We start from the raw sequence: 22,229 nt of genomic DNA, 5'->3' as shown, positions 1-22,229 counted from the left end.
TTAAGCACTTGCTAATGCTTGGGATAAATCAGCAATTAAATCTTGTGGATTTTCTATCCCAATAGATAAACGAATAGTGGTGTCTTGAATGCCAATGCTATGTCGTAATGTTATTGGTACACCCGAATGCGTTGTTGAACCTGGATGACATGCTAGAGATTCCGTTCCCCCCAGACTTACTGCAAGTTTAAAAATTTTCATTGCATTAAGAAAACGGAAAGCTTCACTTTCTCCACCTACAATATCAAATGAGAAAGTTGATCCCGCACCTGTACATTGTTTAGCAAAAAGCTGGGCTTCAACAGAATTTTTATCAGCAAAAGGTAAATAATGAATTGTTTTTACTTTTTCATGATCACGCAGAAACTCTGCAACTAATAATGCATTCTGATTGGCTTTTTCCATTCTAATTTGTAACGTTTCTAAAGAACGGCCTAGCATCCAGCAAGAATGCGGATCCAGTTGTGTCCCTATTGCTCCTCTTAATAATCTGATTTGATTAATAAGTTCACGAGAGCCCATTGCGGCACCAGCGACTAAATCTGAATGCCCACCAACATATTTAGTTAAAGAATAGACTGAGATATCAGCACCTTGTTCTATCGGATGTTGATATACAGGGCCAAGTAATGTGTTATCGCAGACAATAATAGGACGATAGCCTTGCACTTTTTCTAATTGATCAGCAACGTTTTTTAATGCTTCAATATCGACTAATGAATTAGTTGGGTTTGCGGGAGTTTCTGCAAAAATAACGGATACACGCCCTTTTTGACAGGCTTTATCTGCTTGTTCTTGAATAAGTGAACGGTTTAGCCCATCAGTAAATGGTGTGGCTTGGATCCCAAATTTAGCAAGTGTTTTGGCAATTAACGTTTCAGTTCCGCCATAAAGTGGCTGTGAATGTAAAATAACATCACCGGGCTGCGTTAATGCCATTAATGTTGTGGTAATTGCGGACATTCCTGATGAAAATAATACACAAGATTGCGTATTTTCATAAACCGCCAGTCTGTCTTCAACAATTTCACTATTAGGTTGATTAAAGCGAGAATAAACTAAACCGGCTTTTTCACCTTCTGGTAAAGGTTTTCTACCACTTACGGTATCAAAAAAAGCTTTACCCTCTTCAGCACTTTTAAAAATAAAGGTGGATGTTAAAAATACAGGTGGTTTAACTGAGCCTTCAGAGAGTAATGGATCATAGCCATAACTCATCATTAGTGTTTCTGGTGAGAGTTTATGCTCGCCGATATATTGTTTTTTCAGTTGAGAGTCAGTCATTTTTTTATTTCTTATGTTTAATGAAGGATCTTTATCATACTGAAAAAAATTCATGTTGTTAGAATGTTTTATATAGAATAAAAACCAGTAGTTATATAAACATAACGCGTTTAAACATAAAAATAACGTTAAATAAAAGGTTCTATTTGTTGAGTGATATTTAATCAAGGTGATTTGACTAGATAAAAGTTGATTATTCTAGTTAAAAAGAAGGAAAAAACAGTAGGATAAACTTAAAGATAAAAAGAATGAGTGCCTCTTTTTACCTTTAAGTTAAGGGCGGTTACCAAGCTCTTACCGCATCACCTTTATACATTTCTTTGAATTTTAACTCGATTTGTCTTGAATGCAGAACTGAAACCAGTTTTTTTATATTTTCATCATTTTTGTTATCTTCACGCGTAACAACAACATTAGCATAAGGTGAATTTTTAGTTTCTAAGATCAGCCCATCACGAGTCGCAATGAGCCCAACTTGAGATGAAAAATTATTGTTGATTATAGCCATTGTGATATTTGGATCATTTAATGCTTCAGTCAGCTTAGGTGTGTCGACTTCAACAAAAGTGATTTCTTTTGCGTTATAGATAATGTCATCTACTGTTGGCGTGAAACCAACATCATCATTAAGAGTAATGAGATGATTTTCTGCGAGTAATAAAAGGGCACGCCCTTTCATGCTGACTTCATTTGAAATTGCAACGACATCACCAGACTTTAATTCATTTATATCGCTAATTTTTTTAGAGTATGCGGCTAAAGGAAAGATATACGTTTTGCTGGCAATATGAAATTGGTAGCCATGTTCTTTTATTTGAGCTTGAAGATAAGGAATTGATTGAAATACATTCGCATCAACTTCTTTATCGTTCAATGCCTTATTAGGCTGAACATAATCATTAAAAGCAACAATCTCAACATCTAACCCTTCAGTTAATTTCGCTAAACGAATTACTTCATCCCAAATCACTTGATCAGGCCCTGTATTAATTGCCACTTTTACTTTATGTGTATCTTCTTGTGAGCAAGATACAGTAAATAGTGATATTGAGGCTAGAAGTAAACCTGTAATAATTTCCTTCATATCTTCCTCTTAAACAGACTTTGATAAAACAGCGCCATAAAAATCATTTTGATTAAGAAATATCCTAACAGTAGATTAATAACAAGGAACAAGAAATGATACAAGTACCCAATGCATATAAAGAAAGGAATATTATTTATATTTACACAATGTGTTGTTTTATAAAACAAAAAACAACACATCATAATATGATGTGTTTGTTATTTAATTGTAGATTTATTCATTAATAATTTTTTTTATACAATTATCAGAATACGCATCTTCTACACTAAGATAAGATGATTCAGTTACACAATAGCTATTAAATTGCCATTTAAATTGAATTTCATCACCTTTTTTATTTTCTAAAATAGAATAACTTGAAAAGCGGATTGGAGTGGCTTTTTGTAGGTTGTTTCCTACTTTTTCAGCACTTAACAATACAACGTGATTTTTTTTCTCAATAAATTTGAAATCAGAGATGGTGATATCTGTACCTTTAATCTTATTGTTAAAAAGACTCAAAGCATTAGCATATATGGACGGAACAATATAAACCTTTTGATCACTTCCTTTGATATAAACCGTTGCCAGATCAACAGAGGTTGAATCATTTAATGCTCGTCTAGATTTAACGACAACATCAGGAACACCATCACCATTAAAATCGATAAGATTTACTCCATATTCAAGTTTAATATCTACTGCTGTTGAAGCAAATGGCAACGATAAAAAAAGTAATCCTAGCCCAAGTTTTAATATATTCTTCATTGAATTCACTTCTTTTTTTGCTTATTACTTGCACATCAGACTACTTTGTAACAGTGATTAGTCAAGGGGTTTTATGTTTCAAAATAATACAAAATTTACATTTATATCATTTATAAACTATTTTCATGATAACCACTATACTTATTTGACTATTATAAAAAGAATATATTTTTAGTGGTTATATTTTTTTAGATTGAACATTTTTCTTTAATATAGAGCAATATAATTTTTAAGGTCGCTAATTCTTTCTTTTGTTTTATCTTTTAAACAACTGCTATATACCATTGGTGCTAAACTACCACCTTGATAATAGTCAGCTTCATATTGGCAAGAGAGGTCTCTAAAATTAATCCAAACCAACTGGGCTTGTTTAAGCTGATCTTTTCGATCACCGTCTAATTTAGCGTAATATTGTTGATAAATATGGTTAAGTTCTTCATCTTTTTGCTGAAAATCTTGATGTACACATTGATTAATTTCAGTTTGAGTTGCCGCATTTCGACAATCAAAATTATCTGCTTGTAAATGTATAGACCAAAATAGTATACCGCCAGATATTGCACCGAATAGGATAAGTTTTTTCATCACACCGTCCGTTTTTTGATTAAAAATATCGCTAAAGATATTTACTTCATTCCTTTACTACTTAATTTAAAAGATAAAAACAAAGTAAGCCATTTATCATTTTAGCAATATTTCTTACATGACAATTACGTGAAGATAACGCAAAAATACTCTATTTTAGATAATCCGATTTAGACAACAATATTTAACCTTGAGTAATTATACTGATATTTTGTTTAGAGAGAATATCTATTTAATAAAAATTTAAAAAAATGATAACTCAATATCTCTTTTCTTTAACAATAAATGTCATTTGTAAAAAAACTAAGTAAAACAGTAGTTATATTCTATTGTTTGTTTTTTTGTAGTGAATCACGTTTATTGAAAATATCTAATCAATTTTACTTTAATAAGTAACTCGTCTTACCAGTTTCTATTTAAGCAAATTTTAATAAAATCATTTTAATTAATTAGACTAACCAGTCTAATTGGTACATATTATATGAAATAGAGACATAAATGATTTATTTATATTACTCACGGGTCTACACCCATAGTGGATTTTTCAAGATATGAAAAAATGTTTCAAATCAATTTGGTTTTATTTAGGATTTATTGTACTTCTTTTTGTGATCATCATTAGTCGTGGCCAGTATTCTGATTTTGAATTGGATGATCATGCCTTAGCGATAACCCCGATTAATTTTACTTCTAAAACAGATACTTTATCTGGAACATTAATTTTACCTAATCAGAATAATATAAAAGCAGTTGCTATTTTTGTTCATGGTGATGGTGCTCAAGATCGCTTTTCAAATAGTGGATATTTGCCATTAATTAATAGCTTGCTGGATTCTGGCATTGGTGTGTATACATGGGATAAAGCCGGTGTAGGAGAGAGCCAAGGAAATTGGTTGCTTCAATCTATGCAAGATAGAGCAGATGAAGCACAAATAGCATTAAAAATTATTCAAAAAAAATTTACTCATACAGATATTAAAGTTGGTTATTTAGGATTTTCACAGGCTGGATGGGTTATCCCTATTGCAGCGACGCAATCTAAACCTGATTTTTCCGTTATTATTGGTGGAGCTGTGAATTGGCGAGCTCAAGGCGTTTATTATCAGCAAGTACGTTTAAAAGCCGACAATATTGATGATAATGAAATTTCTCGAAGAGTCTCAGAGCAACTGCAACAAAATGATCGTGTGTTTGGTATTAATGGTAACCATGATATTTCAGCGCAAGGAGATATGTCTGACGATCGTTTCTATTTTGTTGTTCAAAACTATTTAAGTGATTCATCTCAATATTTACCGCACATGAATGGGCGGGTACTGGCTATGTTTGGTGAGTTAGATCTTAATGTCGATGCTCCAAAAAACGCATGTTTATATAGAACACTATTAGGAAATCATGTAGATAAAACAGTCACCCTATTCCCCAATGCTTCTCATGGTTTATTAAAAGCGCCTTTCTTTAATTACCAGTTAGATAATCAATGGCCTTGGTGGAAGCAGATGCTTTTCATTTATCAAGGACAAGATAGTTATTCCCCAGATGCTTTAAATTACTTAACATCGTGGATCACTGAAGAGACGACAATATCTTCTGATTACATTGATTTTAAATGTGAAAATAGGAATACAAATTTAAAATAAAATGTAAATAACGCCTAAATGAGAGTTTCTCCTTAGGCGTTAAAGTGTAAAAATATATTATAAATCAATTTGATACTCAATGATTTCTCTGATTTTTATTAATGCATCACGCAATAAATTAATATCAATTGAAGCTAGTGCAATACGAATTGCATGAGGGATATTGGTCGTTGTGGCATAAGGCTCAGCGGTTGCAACAGATATTTGTAATATTAGTGTTTCAGCATGGGTAGGCTTAGGCTATGTCTCGCTTTTTAGTATGTTGATTGGCTTTATATTTTGGTACAAAGGATTATCACAAGGTGGGATCGCGGCAGTAGGACAACTTCAATTATTACAACCATTCTTTGGCTTAGGTTTAGCCGCTGTATTACTTCATGAATCTGTCAATTTATTGATGTTGTTAGTCACCATTGGTGTTATTTTTTGTGTCGCTGGCTCAAGAAAATATGCTTAATTAAAGCTTGCTTTAAAAAACTAAAAAACACGCTAAATAGGGTTATTTCGCGTGTTTTATTCTTCAATTAAATTGGCAACTTCAAGCAAGTTATTATCAGGATCACGTAAATAAACCGACATAATAGCGCCAGTTGCACCCGTTCTAGGAACTGGCCCTTCTTCTATCTCTACACCTTGCTGATTTAAATGCTCAATAATCTCTGATAACGGTGTTTGTGTTAAAAAACACAAATCAGCCGAACCGGCGGTTGGTTTTGCTGCTTTGGGAAGAAATTCCTTTCCTAATTGATGAAGATTTATTTTTTGAGAACCAAAAGTGAGTGCTTTGCGTCCTTCTTTAAACGTAATAACGTTAAAGCCTAATACGCGGTGATAAAAATCACAGGTCATCTGAATATCAGCAACCGTTAATACCAAATGATCAAGGTGTGTAATTTTCATCAAGCTCTCACTTTTTATACATCAATTAAAGTTCACACTTCGTTTTTAAAACAGCCGTTTTTCTATGGTGATCTAGTGCTAACTCAATTAATTTAGTAATTAATGATTGATAGCCTAAACCTGCACTCTGCCATAATTTTGGATACATACTAATATTGGTAAAACCAGGTAGTGTGTTTATTTCATTGATCACAACACGATTATCTTGAGTTAAGAACACATCTACACGAGCCATACCTAAGCAATTAAGAACACGGTATGCTTTTAATGCAACTTGGCGAATATTCACACTCGTATTTTCTTCCATTACCGCAGGGACAACGACTCTAGCACCGTCTTCATCGATATATTTTGTATTATAGGCATAGAAAGCATCGTTTAATACGATTTCACCACAAGGGCTAACTTCTGGATCCTCATTACCTAAAACAGCACACTCTATTTCACGACCTACAATAGCACTTTCAACAATCACTTTAAGATCGTATTCAAAAGCCATTGCTAATGCAGCGTTGAATTCTTCTTCATTATTAACTTTGCTAATTCCTACAGAAGAACCTAGGTTTGCAGGCTTAATAAATAAAGGAAGTCCTAATTGACGAACCATTTCGTTGTAAGGAATATCATTAATTTGATGCGCCATAATAGTAATAAATGGCGCAACCGCTAATCCGGCACCATCAAGTAGGCGTTTAGTAATATCTTTGTCCATACAAGCAGCTGAACTCATGATATTTGGTCCTACATAAGGCATATCAATCATGTGTAATAAGCCTTGGAGTGTTCCATCTTCACCGTACGCACCATGGACAATTGGGAATACAACATCAATTTGAGGTAATGCCTGGCCATCTTCAAGTGAAATAAATTGGTTTTTTACACTACCAGGAATAATAGCAACCGCTCTTAAAGGTTTGCTTAATGAAATAGTTTTAGGATTATCGCTATTTAGTAAATAATCAGTTTCTGAATATTCATGCCACTGACCTTGTTCATTAATACCGATTAAGCAAAGGTCGAATTTCGTTCGATCTAATTCATTAATAATGTTTTTTGCTGACTGTAATGAAACTTGATGTTCTGTGGATTTACCACCAAAAATAATAGCGACTCTTAATTTACTCATTTTCTAACCTTTTATAGGACAGCTATAGCGAATAGGTAGCAATATATCATGATAAAAACTCCCAATGTAGGTGGATAGTTCTTATCTGCGAAAAATTACGATAAAATGATGAAATTCTATGATTTAGAGTGTTAAAACATCACTATTTCAAGTTATAGAGTTTCTCTAACGATGACCATGCTATAGAAAAAGAGTAATGCCATGACTGATATAAAACAACCGATTGAGATGGATATTACTGAAGTTGCAAAAGCAACGGGACTCGCCTCTTCCGCGATCCGTTATTATGAGAAAAAAGGGCTTATTCATTCGATAGGTCGCAAAGGACTTAAGCGCGTATATCATAGAGATGTTCTGACTCGTTTAGCGTTAATCTCTTTGGCACAACAAGCTCATTTTTCTTTAGATGAAATAGCCCAACTGAGTCTTAATCAAAAAGTACCTGAAATTGATAGAAATATGGTGCGCTCAAAAATTGAAGAAATTGATATTAAAATTAGTGAATTAATTCAGTTACGAGATGGATTAGAGCATATTTTATTTTGTCCTGAAAAGAATCACTTTCAGTGCAAGCATTTTCAAGATGATCTCGCATTAAGTTTAGAAAAGAATAAGAAACGACTGCTTGAATAATCGACACAATTTTCATTTTTAATAATAAAAACAATATATTAAAAACAATCTTGATCAAACTGCCTTTCTATTGACTTGAAGTTAACTTCAAGTTGTATGATACAAATTCTTTCTTTATTTGTATCAGTGGAGACCTTTTATGCCTAAATCAGTTTGGTGGTTGGCATTTTCTTTAGCACTTTTTATTACAGGCAATGCATTAGTCCTTTCTGTCGCCGTTGTTATTGGTGAACAACTTGCTAAAGATCCTATTTATTCAACAGTTCCATTATTAAGCCAATATATTGGTATTATTTCAGCCACCATTCCTATGGCCTACTTTATGATGAAATATTCACGTAAAGCGGGCTTTATTATTGGTAATCTTGCCGGTTTAATTGGTGCTTTATTTGCTATTGCTGGAATATATTATCAAAATTTAATTTTATTTTCGGTAGGCACATTATTTACGGGTGTTGCGATTGGTACAGCACAACAATATCGATTTGCGGCTATTGAAGAAACACCCCCTAATATGCACGCAAAAGCGATTGGATTAGTCATGAGTGGCGGTATTATTGCTGCTATTATTGGCCCTACCTTAGCGGTTGTTACTCGTCAATTCTTTGCTAATTATTCTTTTATTGGTCCTTTCCTTTCACTTACGGTAATTTATATTTTAGCGTTTATTCTGTTGTGGAAAATTCCATTAAAAAAAGTAGTTAAATTAGTAGCAACACATAAGGAAAAATCCAGAAGTTATTTGCAACTTTATCGCCAGCCACTGTTATTTCTAGTCACAATAGTAAGTGCATGTGGTTATGGTATTTTAGTTTATATGATGGCTGCGATCCCGCTATCTATGAAGCAAAATGGATTTGAATTTGCCACCATTGCTTTTGTATTTCAATGCCATATTTTGGGAATGTTTGCGCCTTCATTTATTACAGGTCAACTGATCCATCGATTTGGTGTAAAGAAATTCTTTTTCTCTGCAATTATTTTACTTATCATCGCATTAGTGATTAATTTAACGGGAATAAGTTTTTATCACTATTTTATCAGCTTTGTTCTTGTTGGAATTTCGTGGAATCTAAATTTGATTAGTTCAACACATTTATTATCCAATACTTACCTACCTCATGAGCGAGCAAAAGTACAAGGAACTAATGATTTTCTGATTTTCTTCTTTGGTGCAGTTGGAAGCATTACGGGAGGTGTCGCCTTTTATCTCATCGGTTGGCAAAATACGAATATCATCAGTATTGTCATTAGCGTCATTATTTTATTGATTGCGATAAAACTACGAAAGTACTTACCTGTTACAACACAATAGAACAACCATGTTAAAACCTGAAAATTAGAGTAGATAAAACGATCCTTTATTTATTCATAATTATCTTAAACCCGCTTAAATAGCGGGTTTTCACACAAAATGACACCTTTTATCTCTTTTATAAGATTGTATGTCGTAACTCTATCTTGATAGAATCACACTACCGATTAACTTTTAAACTTAGAGAAGGAGGCTAATTATGTTTTTGTGAGATCTTATTAAATACTCACACTTCTTTGGTAATCGCCACAGCTCAGGCTTTCACAGTAATTTACTGCGTTAACCTGCCTGAGCGACGTTAACTATTACCTCTCCTCAGCTTACAGGGTTATCGCTTGATATTGCCCAAGGCGTTTTTACGCCTAAAGAATGAGTAAGCTATGAGCACATTATTATCTACACAAAATCTGTCTTTCCATAATAATCACGGTTTATTATTAAACGATATTTCTTTAGCACTGATTAAAGGTGAGAAGATTGGTTTAATTGGTTATAACGGTTGTGGGAAAAGTACTTTATTAAAATTACTTTCACATCAATTATCACCAAGTTCGGGTGTTATTTCTATCGCTAATCAAACGGTTATGGCGTATATAGAACAACACTTACCCACTGAATTACAGTCAATGACTTTAATGGATGCTGTACTTCATAAATTACCTGAAGAATACAGATCATCTGAAGGCTGGCGAGCTGAATTATTGCTAAGTGAAATGGGATTTAAACTTCACGAAAAAGATCTCCTTGTTTCGCAATTAAGTGGTGGTCAACACACTCGTTTATTATTAGCGAGAGCGTTAATTATTGAGCCTGATTTATTATTACTTGATGAACCAAGTAACCACCTCGATTTACCCACTATTTTATGGTTGGAAACATTTTTAAAACAGTGGCGTGGTAGCTTCATTCTAGTTTCACATGATAATACGTTATTAGACAACGTAACGAATTGCACATGGATTATTCGTGATAAATCGCTATCTATATTTCGGTTACCCTGCTCTCAAGCTCGAGTTGCACAAGAAGAGCAAGATATCAGTGCACAACATCGCTATGATGCACAACAAAAAGAGATAGATAGAATAGCCCAAAGTGCGAAACAACTCGCAATATGGGGGCACGTTTATGATAACGAGAATTTATCTCGTAAAGCTAAACAGATGGAAAAGCATATTGTTCGTTTAAAAGATGAGCAAACTGAAGTGACGTCTGGAAATCAATGGGTATTACAGTTTTCTGGTACGGCATTACGTGCTGATAGGCTCTGCGAATTAAATCAACTTGCTGTTATTCCTGCTGAAAATACACCCGTTTTATATACTGTTGAAAATCAGCGTATAAAAAGTGGTGATCGAGTAGCAATAATTGGGGCTAATGGAACAGGTAAATCATCATTATTAAAAATGATTTGGTCACTTAGTTTAGTTGAGATAAATGAACAAAATGCAATAAAGCTGCATCCCCGAGTTGAATTGGGTTATTACGATCAAAAAATTGCTCAATTAGTTGATAATGATACCCTTTCTGATGCATTAAAACCTTTTGCACCATTAACGGATGAACAGAGAAAAATGGCGCTTATTAGTGCTGGCTTTGTTTATACGCGCCACGGGCAGAAAGTGAGTACATTAAGTGGTGGTGAACGAGCGCGTTTATTGTTTGTTGGCCTGAGTTTAGCAAACTATTCTTTATTAATGTTGGATGAGCCAACAAACCATATTGATATGGAAGGCAAAAAGGCATTATCTGAACAAATTAGTCAATTTCCCGGTGGTGTTTTATTAGTTAGCCATGATAGGGAATTGATTGAAAATAGCTGTAATCGTTTTTGGTATATTCATAATGGTGTTTTAACAGAACATCATGATATTGAAGCGATTTATCAGCTTATTGCTGAAGAAGAAATGCCAGAAACTCTGCTAGTGGATAAACTCAATAATTTGCAGAATATCTCATCAGTTCCATTAGTTTCACATGATGATGATGATGATGAAAAACTCTTTAAGTTAATTGAGCTAGAAGAAAAATTAGAGGCCGATTTAGCACGTAAAATTAACCATCAAAAACCTGCTTTGCAAGCACAATGGAAATTAGAGATTAACCAGCTAAAGCAAGCACTTAATTTGATTTAAGATAGATAAGATTTTGTTTAAGCAAAAAGGATCACGCTGTGATCCTTTTTTATTTATTCTTATCTTACTAATTGATATTCAATAAGATATAAAGATTTCGTTGTCGGATAAATATCTTTGATAAGCGCTTTCAACACTGGAAGTGTCATGCCTTCCTGTTGTGCGTGATACTCATTGATATCATCATAACGTAAAGGAGATACCGCTATGATTTTCAATTTTCCATAATGAGTACGATGTTCATTAGCAAATAATTCAACAATGCTTCCTGGTTTGTAATTACTTTCACTTTCATCTCTGATAGTAATCACTTTTTTTTCTTCAAGAATGGAAGGGATCAAACGTTCAAAAAAAGTAATTTCTGTTGGTATTGCTGACATAATATTGACTCATAAATTTATTGATAAATTACTGATTATCTTATCATGCAATAACTACTTTTTATTCTTTTTTACCCGCAAGGGTATTATTTAAAGCCTCCGTCTGAAGCAACTTAGCCTTACGTTCAATGCCCCAACGATAACCAGATAATTCACCATTTTGTCGAATAACACGATGACATGGAATAGCAACTGCTAGCTTATTAGCTGCACAAGCATTAGCGACAGCGCGATATGCCTTAGGTGCTCCAATTTTGTCGGCGATTTCTTGGTAAGTCATCGTGCTACCAAAAGGGATATCTAATAATGCCTGCCAAACTTTTTGCTGAAATACCGTACCTTGGATATCAAGAGGTAAAGATAAGGGTTGTTTGGGTAATTCAATAAAACCGATGACTTGTGCAATGACTTGCTCAAACTCTTCATTGGCACCAATTAATTCAGCATGAGGGAATTGTTTTTGCAAATCTTCTAATAACAGCTCTGCATCATCCCCCAACATAATGGCACAAATCCCCTTTTCACTTTGCGCCACAAGGATACTTCCCAAAGAGCACTGAGCGATAGCAAAAAAGATAGCAATATTCTTACCACCTGTACGCCAATTTGTTGGCGTCATTCCTAATATCGCTGTTGCATTTTCATAGAAACGGCTATTCGCATTGAAGCCTGATTGATAAATCGCATCTGTAATACTGCCATCTTGAACTAACGCTTTTTTTATTAATTTTTGACGATAAGCATTAGCATAATCTTTTGGTGTGATCCCCATCGTTGATTTAAATAAGCGATGGAAATGATATGGGCTTGCCATAACATGCTCTGCAATACAGGTAAGCGACACGTCACCGTTATTTTCTTCAATAAAACGGCAGGCTCGCTCAATAAGTTGATTATGTTTACTTTCCATTATGATAGTCCTTTAAATGCGGGATTATGGCTATTATTGACAAACATAATGAATAAAGAACTCCGTTTATTGCTCAATCACTCTGATTCTTTAGATAATGCCCATAGATAAAGCGATGCCGTGGAGCCATAAGGTGAATAGCGTTTTCGGTAACGTTCGAAGCGTACTTTATCTAATGTTTTATGGCGATATAGACGCATAATTCCACGTTGAATAGCCAAGTCTCCCCAACTTAAAATATCTGGCCGATTAAGCGAAGAAATTAATAGCATTTCTGCAGTCCAAACCCCTATACCTTTTAGTTGAATTAAAGTATCGATAACCTCTTTATCTGTCATCTCAGGAATTTTATTTAAATCTAATCTTTCTGAAATAACGGCGTCAGCAATACCGATAATATAACTAGCTTTGCGCATAGTCATTCCACACTGTTGTATCTCTTGTTCTGATAATTTTGCGATACGTTCTGGTGTGTAAATACCGTCACATAAATTGAGTAACCGCTGATTAACGGTTATGGTAGCAGAAACCGAAATTTGTTGTTCAATAATGTTTTTAACTAATGCTGTAAATAAATCAGGTGTTAATGGACGTTTAATTTCTCCTATTCTTTCAATGAGTTTGGCTAAGCGCTTATCACGTTTTTTTAATGTGTTTATTTCTGTTTCGCCATACTGAAAGTGCATAATTTAACTTAATTTAAATAAAATATTTATGTCAGTATAACGTGAAGATAAGTGTATTACGCACTCTATTTCTTGCTTTTTTTTGAATTGAACCTTCTACCTTTTATCGTAGACAAAGAAGATAATATTTGGCAAAAGAGTTTAATTGTTTTTTTAGAAGAAGTTAGTCAATCAAAAATATCATCACATTTAAAAACTATAGTTTCATATTAAAAGTTATAAAAAAATATAAAATTTAAATTACCGTCTATACTTTATTTGATTTTTTGAATTTTTACTTAGGTCAATTCTTAGTTATTCTGTAATTTCAGGATTTAATATGAAAAATTATGCACTCAATTTACAAAACAAAGCTGATGCGCTGGCAGTAATGAAAAAAGCAATAAGCTTTACTATTCCTGCCGCATTAAGAGTTGCTGCTAAATTAAATATCGCAGATTTATTAAAAGAAGGTTCTAAGAATATTAATGAACTTGCAGAAAAAACAAACTCTATCCCTGTTGTTTTAAATAGAATATTAAGAATGTTAGCTTCTGAAGGTATATTCTCTGAGTCAGAAGGATCTCGCTATTCTCTTGCTCCTGCGGGATACTTTTTATTAAGCGACCATGAATATAGCTTGCGTGATGCCGTATTAATGTTAACAAATGAAACGCTATGGCGCCCAGTAGGTGATGTTATTGAGTCAGTTCAGGGCAACCCCGCTTTTGAAAACTTATATGGCATGCCTTTTTATCAATATTGGCAAGATAATGTAAGAGATGATCATGATTTTCAAGCAGGTATGAACTCACTTTCAAAGATAGAAAATTATTTTATTATTAAGCATTACGAATTTCCTGAAGATATAACTATCACAGATATTGCTGGCGGATTGGGTGGGCTGTTATTAAACGTATTAAAAGAAAATCCGACTCTGAAGGGACAATTATTTGATAGGCCACATGTGTTGGAAAGAACGTTATTGACTGAATTAAATGACGATAGTCGCTGGAAATTAATATCAGGTGATTTATTTGGAGAGTATCCAGAATCTGATATTTATTTAATAAAATATATTATTCATGATTGGGATGATGAAAGCGTCATTAAATTTTTTAAAAACTTCCGTAACGCAATGAAGCCTAATTCAAAAATACTTATTATTGAACCGGTTATTTTTAAAAAGAATGTACCTGATATGGCTAAATATATGGATCTTCTATGCATGTCTGCATTTCCTGAATCAGGTGAACGTACAGAAGATGAATTTATTGCTTTACTAGATCAAGCAGATTTGAAAATCAATAAAGTGATTAAAACAGGAACATATAACTCAATACTAGAAGTTGTTATTAAATAATCTATTGAAATAGCCATTTATTTGTAGCAAAAAAAAGCCACTTTCAAAAGTGGCTTTTTAAGTTAAAAAAAGATTATGCAGTTAACGCCAGCTTGGCACCAAAAAGTAAGAACACTGCACCAATACAACTATTTGATAATGAAGCTAACCGTTTGTTATGTTTTACTTTATTAGTAATAGCAACACCGCCAAATATAAGAACTGATAAATAAAGCATACTGCATGTTTCTAAAATCGCACCTAATACAAAGAATGGAACACCCGCATTTTCATACTTAGGATCGATAAACTGAATAAAGAAAGAAACATAAAAAATGATCATTTTTGGGTTAAGCATACTCAAAAATAACGCCTTAACATAAAGACCATCTTTTGTTTTTACAGTTACTTCAGACACTTGCTCTGGCGTCTCTTTTTTCTTTTGGAACGTTGCATATAACGTTTTTAACCCTAAATAGGTTAAATAAAGTGCACCAGCATATTTAATGACAATAAAGAAGACGGGTGAAGTCTTGACTAATGAAGCAACCCCCAAAAATGCCAAAAAGATTAATAATGCATCACCCGTAAAAACACCAAGAGCGGCTTTATACCCCCCTTTTACGCCATGCTTCGCACTGGAAGTAAGGACGAAAATCGAGTTTGGACCTGGTACTAAAGTAATAAAAATAACGCCTAAAAGGTATGTCCAAATATTTGAAATACCGATACTTTCTAACATACGACGCCTTTTTTTAAAAAATAACATGCTGAATATGTGAGCTATCATATCTACAATATTTTTTTTGTAAAACAATAATCTTTATACCATCTAAAGATAAGTTAGTTACTCTGCTTTTGTATGTAAAAAGCAGTTTATAAGTCTTTTTTTACAATTAATTTTGGATTAAAAAACCAATTTAAATGTGTGTTATAGTATGATGCTGAAATTAAAATTTATACAGAATTAGTATCTAATTAAAGTCACATGTATGGAATTATAAACTGCATAGTGAATTAAATTCAGATGCAATACCCTATTGTTTGTTTTATGTTATGGTGCATTATTCTTTTTGTGATCTTAGGCGATATTTTATTTTTAACATTAAAACAGCCTTACTCATTAATTTTATGAAAAATAAGTGTTTTTATTGATATTCGGTGAGTTAATTAGCACGAAAAGCGAGGGAATAAAAAAGATTATATTTACCAAAACCATTACTCTAAGTTGTTTTTCATTTTTACCTTTATCTTGCATTTATCTTCACACCAGAGATGGAGTTACGCCATTTTGCTCAAAATGAGACTATTGCAGCTGAAGATTACATTGATAATAGTGATGTACATCACCCTGAGCGTATTGCATGCCAAGCACAAGCGACTTTTTATGATAATTTTACACAAACAGGTAAACTAACAATAAAACAGATTGCTGTCGGTGAAAGGCCTATGCCTAAAGATGAAATGCCAATTATTGGAGAAATATCTCCTTATCAGAGATTATATCTTGTTACTATGCACGCCGCCGTGACACTGTCACCTTTATTATGTGAATTAGTTGCACAAGAACTTATTTACGAAAAAGCGGAACCTCTATTAACGCCTTATCGCGTATCACGATTCAGCTAGAGAACCATTATGGATGCACAACTGTATAAAGAATTTAAAATAGTAGAAAAAACCTTTTGGTCAGAAATTTGTGAAAATAATATTCGTATTGGTGATCATACTCACTGCTTTATGACACCAATGGATGCTGCCATTTTTAACTTTATTTATTTGCGCCAAGGCGCAACAGAAAGTTCATTCCAGCAAGCCAGCACCCTTTTTACTTCGCAGAAAAAAAATCATATTTTGGTATTACCCGAGTCATTGTTGCCTGAGTTTGAAGAAATAATAAAAAATGCAGGTTATACCGGTGATGGTATGACAACCGCAATGTATTTAACATTATCGGAAGCGGTATTCCCATCTTATAGAAATAATCCTTGTGATATTATTTTAACCAATCACAACCTTGAACAGTGGGCACACCCATTAAAAACGGCGTTTCCAGTAGGAGATGATAGTGATGATACGATTGTTAATGAATATATTCGCTATCATCAGAAAGCATTAGATAATGGCGCTGCTATTTTCCATTACGCGTTATTAGTTGATGGTCAGCCAGTCTCTTCATTAACGTTAACAATACACGATAAATTAGCGCGTTTTGATGATATTGGGACAGATATTGCCTATCAAGGTAATGGTTATGCGACACATTTGATTAAGCATGTTTTAGAGTTTTGCCGTGAGCAAGGCGTTGAACGTTGCTTCTTAGATGCATCAGCAGATGGTTTAGCGCTATACCGTAAGTTTGGTTTTAAATCGCTCTTTAACTATCTTAGTTTTATTAAAGAATAAAAGTAGCTATATGAATAGGCTCAATCATGTTTGTTGAGCCTATTTTTTAAATATTAATAAAGACTAAGCTTTTTCTCAGCATCTTGTTTATCTTTATCGCTAATTTGTCTTATCACTCGACAAGGATTTCCAACAGCAACGCAATTAGCTGGAATAGATTTTGTGACTACACTGCCGGCACCTATAACGCAATTATCACCAATAGTCACACCAGGTAAGATAATACACCCTGCACCTAACCATACTGAATTACCGATAGTAATCGGTAATGCATATTCTAATTCACTGTTGCGTATTTCAGGATCAATCGGATGAGTTGCAGTTAAAATACTGACATTTGGCGCACACATCACATTGTGTCCAATTTTTACTGGAGCACAATCTAATATCGTTAGATTAAAATTAGCGTAAAATGATTCACCAATTTCAATTAACTGACCATAGTCACAATGAAATGGTGGCTCAATAGTAAAATTATTGCCCGTTTTTCCTAAAAGCTGTTTTAAATATGTCTTTCTCTTTTCAACGTCAGAAGGACGCGTCATATTAAAATCATAAATAATTTCACGCGCTTTTACTCTAAGTGGTTCTAAACTATCATCTTTACTAGCATGATAAAGATGACCTGATACCATTTTTTCGTATTCTGTCATTGTGATACTCCGAATTTGAAATAAAACAGTTTAGATAAACGTCAATATTGATTTTCTTATTCTAGCGTTAATTGACTTAAATTAGCGGTGTTTTTTAAGTCCATTAAGTGCGGCTTACATTTTATTAAGAATAAATGCCATTAAATAGCAGTGAGCCACCAGCAAAAATTAGCATGGCATCTAATAGCCATTGAAAAAGTTTTGGTGTCAGTTTTAATACCAGTTTTTTACCAAAGTAATTTCCTACGGTTAAGCCACAACCTACTAACACTCCACTAATAAAGATAAAGCTATTAACTGCACCTAGTTGGCTAAATGTCAGGGCTTTAGTGAGATAAATAACAAATGAGGCAGCTGCTTCAGTTGCAAGTAATGGCCCTAATGTCAGACCATATGCAGAGAATATTGGAATAGTTAATGGTCCTGTAGAAAACACAATCCCTGTTAAATAGCCGATAACTGCACCCGCAATAATAACTTGGTAAGTTTTCATTTTGATTTGATGTTTGCGTAATAAGTGGATCACGGGGATCATCAATATAAAAAATATTCCCATACCAATATTTAGCCATTTTTCAGACATTATCCATAATGTATTAGCACCAAGAATAACGGCTGGAATACTGGGTAATAGATAATAAAATAGTGGTTTAAAGCGAATACTGTGACGCCATAAATAAATACGTGATAAATTTCCCATCACTGACGCTAATGCCATAATCGGTACAGCTTCCTTAGCACCAAATACATAAGTCAAAGCGGGAATTAATAAAATAGAAGAGCCCGTTCCTACAACGCCACTGATTACACCAGACAATACTGCCAATAAAATAACCGCGATAAAACTCATTATCATCCTTTAAGTTCAATAAGTTAAAGACGTTGTATCATACCCGTCTTCTTTATTTTTACCTGTGATAAAATGTCACGGTATTGTGAGTTTTAATCAGAAAGCCGCTTTATTTATGATGAATAAACTATAATGAGAAAATTATGATGAGAAACCTTCCTCCATTACCTTCATTGCGTGCTTTCTTAGTCGCTTGCCATAGCCAAAGTTATACTGAAGCCGCACAGACATTATGTGTCACTCATGGTGCGATCAGTCGTCATATCCAAGTTATAGAAAAATGGTTTGGTGTCACCTTATTCAATAAACAAGGTTTACGCCGCGTACCCACTCCTTATGCATTGACGCTAGCGCAAGAATTAAGTGACGTTTTTGATAAATTAAATGATATTGGTTTTCGTTATGGTAATGGTGGAAAAAACGATATTTTAAATATCAGTGTTCCTACAACACTTTGTTTAAAATGGCTTATTCCGCGAATGGAGGATTTTTATCTTCAATATCCTAATGCAAATATCCAAGTTGCTTCTGCAAATAGCGAGCGATTTCATTTGATTAGTCATGATGATCTGATTATTCGCCCTCAACCTCAGCAACAAGAGTATTCATCCGTTGTTTTTTTAGAGGATAAACATTGTTTAATTGCTTCTGAAAAATTCTTAAAACGTTACAACGTCACTAGATTTGAAGATGTTTTTGACTGCCCCGTTATTGATACACTTACCCGCCCTGGTCATTGGCAACAATGGTTAATGGCGACTCATCTTAATACTCAGCGTTCATTCTCACGTCACTATCGCTTTGATCACTTTCATATTTCTCTTCAAGCCATTATTGAAGGATTAGGCCTCGGTATTGGCCCTGTTTCGATTTTGTCGAATGAAATAAATAGCGGTACTTTAAAAGTGTTATTTCCAAATATCCAAATTGTACCGATAAGCTACTACGCTTTAACACCATTGGGTGTACAAAAAACCAAAACACATCTTGATTTTGAACAATGGCTCACCCAACAAAAAAGTTAATTTCACTAATGGAATAAGTAATTTTTTTTCATAGAAATAGCGATTTGAATCCTATGCATTATACTTTTTACAACTAATTTACAGCCATTTTATTAAAAACATCTAATGTTTATCTTCTTTTTGTGAATAGGTAAAAACGCTAATCGTGCTGTTTTTATAATTCGCGATCTTTCTCTGTCATATTATTAAATTTATTTAAACTCAATACATTAAGCTAAAGAAATAAGTAAATTAACTTATTTAAATTATTTTGATTTTAAATAATCTGTTATAAACACTTATTGTTTAACTTAAATTAACGTTCTATGCTGATATTTATATATAAAATTTATTAATTTATTTGCTAGCAACGAAGGACGATAAGATGTCTGTAGCTGTGACAAAAAAAGCAATAGAAAAACTAATTAATGGGTATGAATCTGATCCTTTTGCACTTCTTGGTATGCATGAAACATCGGCAGGTTTAGAGGTTCGTGCTTTTTTACCAGATGCAGTTGCAGTCAGTGTCATCGATAGAAAAAATGGCCGAAAAGTAGCAACACTAGAGCGTAAACACCCTAGTGGTTTTTTCTGTGGTGCTATCCCCCGACGTAAACGCCGTTTTAGTTACTGTTTAGATGTAACGTGGGAAAATGCACAAGGTGTCGTTGATGATCCCTATCAATTTGGCATTTTATTGCAAGAAATGGATATTTGGTTTTTAGCGCAAGGCCATCACTCCCGCCCTTACCAATGTTTAGGCGCACACCCTGCAAAACTGGGTGATATCGATGGTATTACTTTTGCTGTATGGGCGCCCAACGCAAAAAGCGTAAGTGTTGTAGGCGATTTCTCATTCTGGGATGAACGTCGTTTTCCAATGCGATTACGCCGTGAAAGTGGAATATGGGAGCTCTTCCTTCCACAAGCTCATCTAGGTGATTGTTATAAATATTCTATTCTTGATGCGAATGGTGAACGTCGATTAAAAGCCGATCCTTATGCTTTTGAAACACAAATACGCCCTGAAACCGCATAAATTATCAATACATTACCACCAATCAAACCAATGCCATTATCGCGTCAGCAAGCGAATCAGCGTAATGCACCTATGTCTATTTATGAAGTTCATTTAGGTTCATGGCGTAGACATACTGACGATCAAAGCTGGTTAAGCTATCGCGAATTAGCTGAACAGTTAATTCCATATGTTAAAGAAATGGGTTTTACTCATATTGAGTTGCTCCCTATTAATGAGCATCCTTTTGATGGCTCATGGGGATATCAACCATTAGGGTTATATTCACCAACTCGTCGCTTTGGCTCCCCAATGGATTTCCGTGACTTTATTGAAGCAGCACATCAAGCAGAAATTAACGTTATTTTAGATTGGGTTCCTGGTCATTTCCCTGAAGATGATTACGGTTTACGTAATTTTGATGGCACATCACTCTATGAATATGCGGATAGACGTGAAGGCTTTCATCCCGATTGGAATACTTTAATTTATAACTATGGGCGCAATGAAGTGCTGAATTACCTTTCTGGTAATTTATTGTATTGGCATGAGCATTTTGCACTAGATGGTTTCCGTTTCGATGCTGTTGCCTCCATGCTTTATCGTGATTACAGCCGAAAAGAAGGCGAATGGATACCCAATAAACACGGTGGACGTGAGAATTTAGAAGCCATTGATTTTATTCGTCATACCAATAAATTACTGGGCACAACTTGCCCAGGTACTGTCACAATTGCAGAAGAATCTACTGATTTCCCGGGTGTTACCTTACCGCCTGATGATGGTGGCTTAGGTTTTAATTACAAATGGAATATGGGTTGGATGCATGACACGTTAGCTTATATGCAACGTGATCCTATCTACCGTAAATTTCACCACAATCAAATGACCTTTGGCATGCTCTATGCCTATAACGAAAACTTTGTTCTGCCTCTTTCTCATGATGAATTTGTGCATGGTAAAGGTTCGTTGATTGGCCGCATGGTGGGCGATGATTGGCAAAAATTTGCCAATTTACGTGCATATCTCGGTTTTATGTGGGCTTATCCCGGCAAAAAACTGCTATTTATGGGATGTGAGTTTGCACAATGGCGTGAATGGAACCACGACAGCAGCTTAGATTGGCATCTTCTCGAAGAACCAAATAGCCCACATCAAGGTGTTCAACACTTTGTACGTGATTTAAATCTTTCCTATCAAGCTAATGCTCCGCTTTATGAATGTGATTTTGAACGCGAAGGCTTTGAATGGCTTACCGTTGATGATCACGATAACTCTGTCTTTGCTTTTTGCCGTAAAGATGCGCAAGGCAATGAAATTATTATTATCAGTAATTTCACGCCTGTTGTTCATCACAATTACGTTGTCGGCGTAAATAAAGCAGGTACTTATCAGGAAATTCTTAACAGTGATTCTGAGTTTTATAACGGCAGTAATGTAGGAAATTTAGGTGAAATAGAAGCAACCGCAAGTACATTTAATGGCAAGCCTCACTCCTTGTCATTGTCACTGCCTCCGCTTGCGACGCTGTATTTAAGATTGAAGGATTAAT

Annotated in this window: 20 protein-coding genes and 2 pseudogenes; 10 read left to right on the top strand and 12 right to left on the bottom strand. The window is 34.2% G+C overall.

Features of this window, described 5'->3' with window-relative positions:
- The 4 genes from ABN212_RS08935 to ABN212_RS08920 all read right to left on the bottom strand — a co-directional run bounded on the left by ABN212_RS08935 (position 1) and on the right by ABN212_RS08920 (position 3,703).
- Positions 1-1,284, bottom strand: coding sequence for a cystathionine gamma-synthase family protein (locus ABN212_RS08935; RefSeq protein ID WP_349443131.1), 1,284 nt, complete (start codon positions 1,282-1,284; stop codon positions 1-3).
- A 283-nt stretch (positions 1,285-1,567) separates the two neighbouring features.
- Positions 1,568-2,368, bottom strand: a complete 801-nt coding sequence (locus ABN212_RS08930) for a MetQ/NlpA family lipoprotein (protein ID WP_102086722.1) — start codon at positions 2,366-2,368, stop codon at positions 1,568-1,570.
- 216 nt (positions 2,369-2,584) lie between these two features.
- Positions 2,585-3,118, bottom strand: a complete 534-nt coding sequence (locus ABN212_RS08925) for a carbapenem self-resistance protein CarG family protein (RefSeq protein WP_349443130.1) — start codon at positions 3,116-3,118, stop codon at positions 2,585-2,587.
- 207 nt (positions 3,119-3,325) lie between these two features.
- On the bottom strand, positions 3,326-3,703 hold the full coding sequence (locus ABN212_RS08920; protein ID WP_102086720.1) for a lysozyme inhibitor LprI family protein: 378 nt from the start codon (positions 3,701-3,703) through the stop codon (positions 3,326-3,328).
- 551 nt (positions 3,704-4,254) lie between these two features.
- Between ABN212_RS08920 and ABN212_RS08915 the strand changes: the two genes are divergently transcribed.
- Complete coding sequence (locus tag ABN212_RS08915) at positions 4,255-5,343, top strand: alpha/beta hydrolase family protein (protein ID WP_102086719.1); 1,089 nt, start codon at positions 4,255-4,257, stop codon at positions 5,341-5,343.
- Between the two features lie 211 nt (positions 5,344-5,554).
- Positions 5,555-5,800 (top strand): annotated as a pseudogene (locus ABN212_RS08910) (EamA family transporter); the annotation flags it as partial.
- A gap of 56 nt (positions 5,801-5,856) precedes the next feature.
- Here the strand turns inward: ABN212_RS08910 and ABN212_RS08905 are convergent.
- Together ABN212_RS08905 and ddlA are read right to left on the bottom strand one after the other, a co-directional pair.
- Positions 5,857-6,243: a VOC family protein gene (locus ABN212_RS08905; protein WP_102086718.1), complete on the bottom strand. Its 387-nt coding sequence runs from the start codon at positions 6,241-6,243 to the stop codon at positions 5,857-5,859.
- 25 nt (positions 6,244-6,268) lie between these two features.
- Positions 6,269-7,369, bottom strand: coding sequence for a D-alanine--D-alanine ligase (ddlA, locus tag ABN212_RS08900; RefSeq protein ID WP_198619508.1), 1,101 nt, complete (start codon positions 7,367-7,369; stop codon positions 6,269-6,271).
- 201 nt (positions 7,370-7,570) lie between these two features.
- On the opposite strand from ddlA, the gene ABN212_RS08895 reads away from it, so the two are divergent.
- From ABN212_RS08895 to ABN212_RS08885, 3 genes are all read left to right on the top strand, one after another.
- Positions 7,571-8,002, top strand: a complete 432-nt coding sequence (locus ABN212_RS08895) for a helix-turn-helix domain-containing protein (protein WP_180949070.1) — start codon at positions 7,571-7,573, stop codon at positions 8,000-8,002.
- A 139-nt stretch (positions 8,003-8,141) separates the two neighbouring features.
- Entirely contained in the window at positions 8,142-9,317 is a 1,176-nt protein-coding gene (locus ABN212_RS08890) for an MFS transporter (RefSeq protein WP_349443129.1), read from the top strand.
- A gap of 380 nt (positions 9,318-9,697) precedes the next feature.
- Positions 9,698-11,449 carry an ABC-F family ATP-binding cassette domain-containing protein gene (locus ABN212_RS08885; RefSeq protein WP_349443128.1) on the top strand — a complete coding sequence of 584 codons (1,752 nt, stop codon included), beginning with the start codon at positions 9,698-9,700 and terminating at the stop codon, positions 11,447-11,449.
- A 59-nt stretch (positions 11,450-11,508) separates the two neighbouring features.
- Here ABN212_RS08885 and yqfB read toward each other — a convergent pair whose 3' ends face one another.
- From yqfB to ABN212_RS08870, 3 genes are all read right to left on the bottom strand, one after another.
- On the bottom strand, positions 11,509-11,829 hold the full coding sequence (gene yqfB, locus ABN212_RS08880) for a N(4)-acetylcytidine aminohydrolase (RefSeq protein ID WP_102086714.1): 321 nt from the start codon (positions 11,827-11,829) through the stop codon (positions 11,509-11,511).
- A 61-nt stretch (positions 11,830-11,890) separates the two neighbouring features.
- Positions 11,891-12,739, bottom strand: coding sequence for a bifunctional DNA-binding transcriptional regulator/O6-methylguanine-DNA methyltransferase Ada (gene ada / locus ABN212_RS08875; RefSeq protein WP_349443127.1), 849 nt, complete (start codon positions 12,737-12,739; stop codon positions 11,891-11,893).
- Positions 12,740-12,816: 77 nt separating this feature from the next.
- Positions 12,817-13,425, bottom strand: a complete 609-nt coding sequence (locus tag ABN212_RS08870) for a DNA-3-methyladenine glycosylase family protein (protein WP_349443126.1) — start codon at positions 13,423-13,425, stop codon at positions 12,817-12,819.
- 319 nt (positions 13,426-13,744) lie between these two features.
- On the opposite strand from ABN212_RS08870, the gene ABN212_RS08865 reads away from it, so the two are divergent.
- A complete protein-coding gene (locus tag ABN212_RS08865) occupies positions 13,745-14,767 on the top strand; it encodes a methyltransferase (RefSeq protein WP_232797449.1) in 1,023 nt (340 codons plus the stop codon).
- 73 nt (positions 14,768-14,840) lie between these two features.
- On the opposite strand, the gene leuE is transcribed toward ABN212_RS08865, so the two are convergent.
- Positions 14,841-15,488, bottom strand: a complete 648-nt coding sequence (leuE, locus tag ABN212_RS08860; protein WP_102086710.1) for a leucine efflux protein LeuE — start codon at positions 15,486-15,488, stop codon at positions 14,841-14,843.
- A 533-nt stretch (positions 15,489-16,021) separates the two neighbouring features.
- Here leuE and ABN212_RS08855 point away from each other — a divergent pair.
- Positions 16,022-16,375, top strand: coding sequence for an FAD-binding oxidoreductase (locus tag ABN212_RS08855; protein WP_102086709.1), 354 nt, complete (start codon positions 16,022-16,024; stop codon positions 16,373-16,375).
- Between the two features lie 9 nt (positions 16,376-16,384).
- Positions 16,385-17,152, top strand: coding sequence for a GNAT family N-acetyltransferase (locus ABN212_RS08850; RefSeq protein WP_349443125.1), 768 nt, complete (start codon positions 16,385-16,387; stop codon positions 17,150-17,152).
- Positions 17,153-17,205: 53 nt separating this feature from the next.
- Here the strand turns inward: ABN212_RS08850 and ABN212_RS08845 are convergent, their stop codons facing one another.
- Together ABN212_RS08845 and ABN212_RS08840 are read right to left on the bottom strand one after the other, a co-directional pair.
- Positions 17,206-17,805, bottom strand: coding sequence for a sugar O-acetyltransferase (locus ABN212_RS08845; RefSeq protein ID WP_102086707.1), 600 nt, complete (start codon positions 17,803-17,805; stop codon positions 17,206-17,208).
- A 124-nt stretch (positions 17,806-17,929) separates the two neighbouring features.
- The gene (locus ABN212_RS08840) at positions 17,930-18,655 is read right to left on the bottom strand and encodes a sulfite exporter TauE/SafE family protein (RefSeq protein WP_232806242.1); all 726 of its coding nucleotides are present in this window, start codon (positions 18,653-18,655) and stop codon (positions 17,930-17,932) included.
- Between the two features lie 143 nt (positions 18,656-18,798).
- Between ABN212_RS08840 and ABN212_RS08835 the strand changes: the two genes are divergently transcribed.
- Together ABN212_RS08835 and glgB are read left to right on the top strand one after the other, a co-directional pair.
- Positions 18,799-19,680: a LysR substrate-binding domain-containing protein gene (locus tag ABN212_RS08835; RefSeq protein WP_102086704.1), complete on the top strand. Its 882-nt coding sequence runs from the start codon at positions 18,799-18,801 to the stop codon at positions 19,678-19,680.
- A gap of 364 nt (positions 19,681-20,044) precedes the next feature.
- Positions 20,045-22,228: pseudogene (gene glgB, locus ABN212_RS08830) on the top strand (1,4-alpha-glucan branching protein GlgB).
- Position 22,229 lies beyond the last annotated feature (1 nt).

Origin of the sequence: Proteus genomosp. 6, assembly GCF_040139785.1 — a bacterium.
Classification (GTDB): Bacteria; Pseudomonadota; Gammaproteobacteria; order Enterobacterales; family Enterobacteriaceae; genus Proteus.
This window is presented reverse-complemented; position numbering and strand designations above follow the sequence as displayed.

What these genes read in the sequence shown, in the direction of transcription:
- ABN212_RS08935 (WP_349443131.1), bottom strand. Translation starts at nt 1,284, where the DNA reads ATGACTGACTCTCAACTGAAAAAACAATATATCGGCGAGCATAAACTC.
- ABN212_RS08930 (WP_102086722.1), bottom strand. Translation starts at nt 2,368, where the DNA reads ATGAAGGAAATTATTACAGGTTTACTTCTAGCCTCAATATCACTATTT.
- ABN212_RS08925 (WP_349443130.1), bottom strand. Translation starts at nt 3,118, where the DNA reads ATGAAGAATATATTAAAACTTGGGCTAGGATTACTTTTTTTATCGTTG.
- ABN212_RS08920 (WP_102086720.1), bottom strand. Translation starts at nt 3,703, where the DNA reads ATGAAAAAACTTATCCTATTCGGTGCAATATCTGGCGGTATACTATTT.
- ABN212_RS08915 (WP_102086719.1), top strand. Translation starts at nt 4,255, where the DNA reads ATGAAAAAATGTTTCAAATCAATTTGGTTTTATTTAGGATTTATTGTA.
- ABN212_RS08905 (WP_102086718.1), bottom strand. Translation starts at nt 6,243, where the DNA reads ATGAAAATTACACACCTTGATCATTTGGTATTAACGGTTGCTGATATT.
- ddlA (WP_198619508.1), bottom strand. Translation starts at nt 7,369, where the DNA reads ATGAGTAAATTAAGAGTCGCTATTATTTTTGGTGGTAAATCCACAGAA.
- ABN212_RS08895 (WP_180949070.1), top strand. Translation starts at nt 7,571, where the DNA reads ATGACTGATATAAAACAACCGATTGAGATGGATATTACTGAAGTTGCA.
- ABN212_RS08890 (WP_349443129.1), top strand. Translation starts at nt 8,142, where the DNA reads ATGCCTAAATCAGTTTGGTGGTTGGCATTTTCTTTAGCACTTTTTATT.
- ABN212_RS08885 (WP_349443128.1), top strand. Translation starts at nt 9,698, where the DNA reads ATGAGCACATTATTATCTACACAAAATCTGTCTTTCCATAATAATCAC.
- yqfB (WP_102086714.1), bottom strand. Translation starts at nt 11,829, where the DNA reads ATGTCAGCAATACCAACAGAAATTACTTTTTTTGAACGTTTGATCCCT.
- ada (WP_349443127.1), bottom strand. Translation starts at nt 12,739, where the DNA reads ATGGAAAGTAAACATAATCAACTTATTGAGCGAGCCTGCCGTTTTATT.
- ABN212_RS08870 (WP_349443126.1), bottom strand. Translation starts at nt 13,425, where the DNA reads ATGCACTTTCAGTATGGCGAAACAGAAATAAACACATTAAAAAAACGT.
- ABN212_RS08865 (WP_232797449.1), top strand. Translation starts at nt 13,745, where the DNA reads ATGAAAAATTATGCACTCAATTTACAAAACAAAGCTGATGCGCTGGCA.
- leuE (WP_102086710.1), bottom strand. Translation starts at nt 15,488, where the DNA reads ATGTTAGAAAGTATCGGTATTTCAAATATTTGGACATACCTTTTAGGC.
- ABN212_RS08855 (WP_102086709.1), top strand. Translation starts at nt 16,022, where the DNA reads ATGGAGTTACGCCATTTTGCTCAAAATGAGACTATTGCAGCTGAAGAT.
- ABN212_RS08850 (WP_349443125.1), top strand. Translation starts at nt 16,385, where the DNA reads ATGGATGCACAACTGTATAAAGAATTTAAAATAGTAGAAAAAACCTTT.
- ABN212_RS08845 (WP_102086707.1), bottom strand. Translation starts at nt 17,805, where the DNA reads ATGACAGAATACGAAAAAATGGTATCAGGTCATCTTTATCATGCTAGT.
- ABN212_RS08840 (WP_232806242.1), bottom strand. Translation starts at nt 18,655, where the DNA reads ATGAGTTTTATCGCGGTTATTTTATTGGCAGTATTGTCTGGTGTAATC.
- ABN212_RS08835 (WP_102086704.1), top strand. Translation starts at nt 18,799, where the DNA reads ATGATGAGAAACCTTCCTCCATTACCTTCATTGCGTGCTTTCTTAGTC.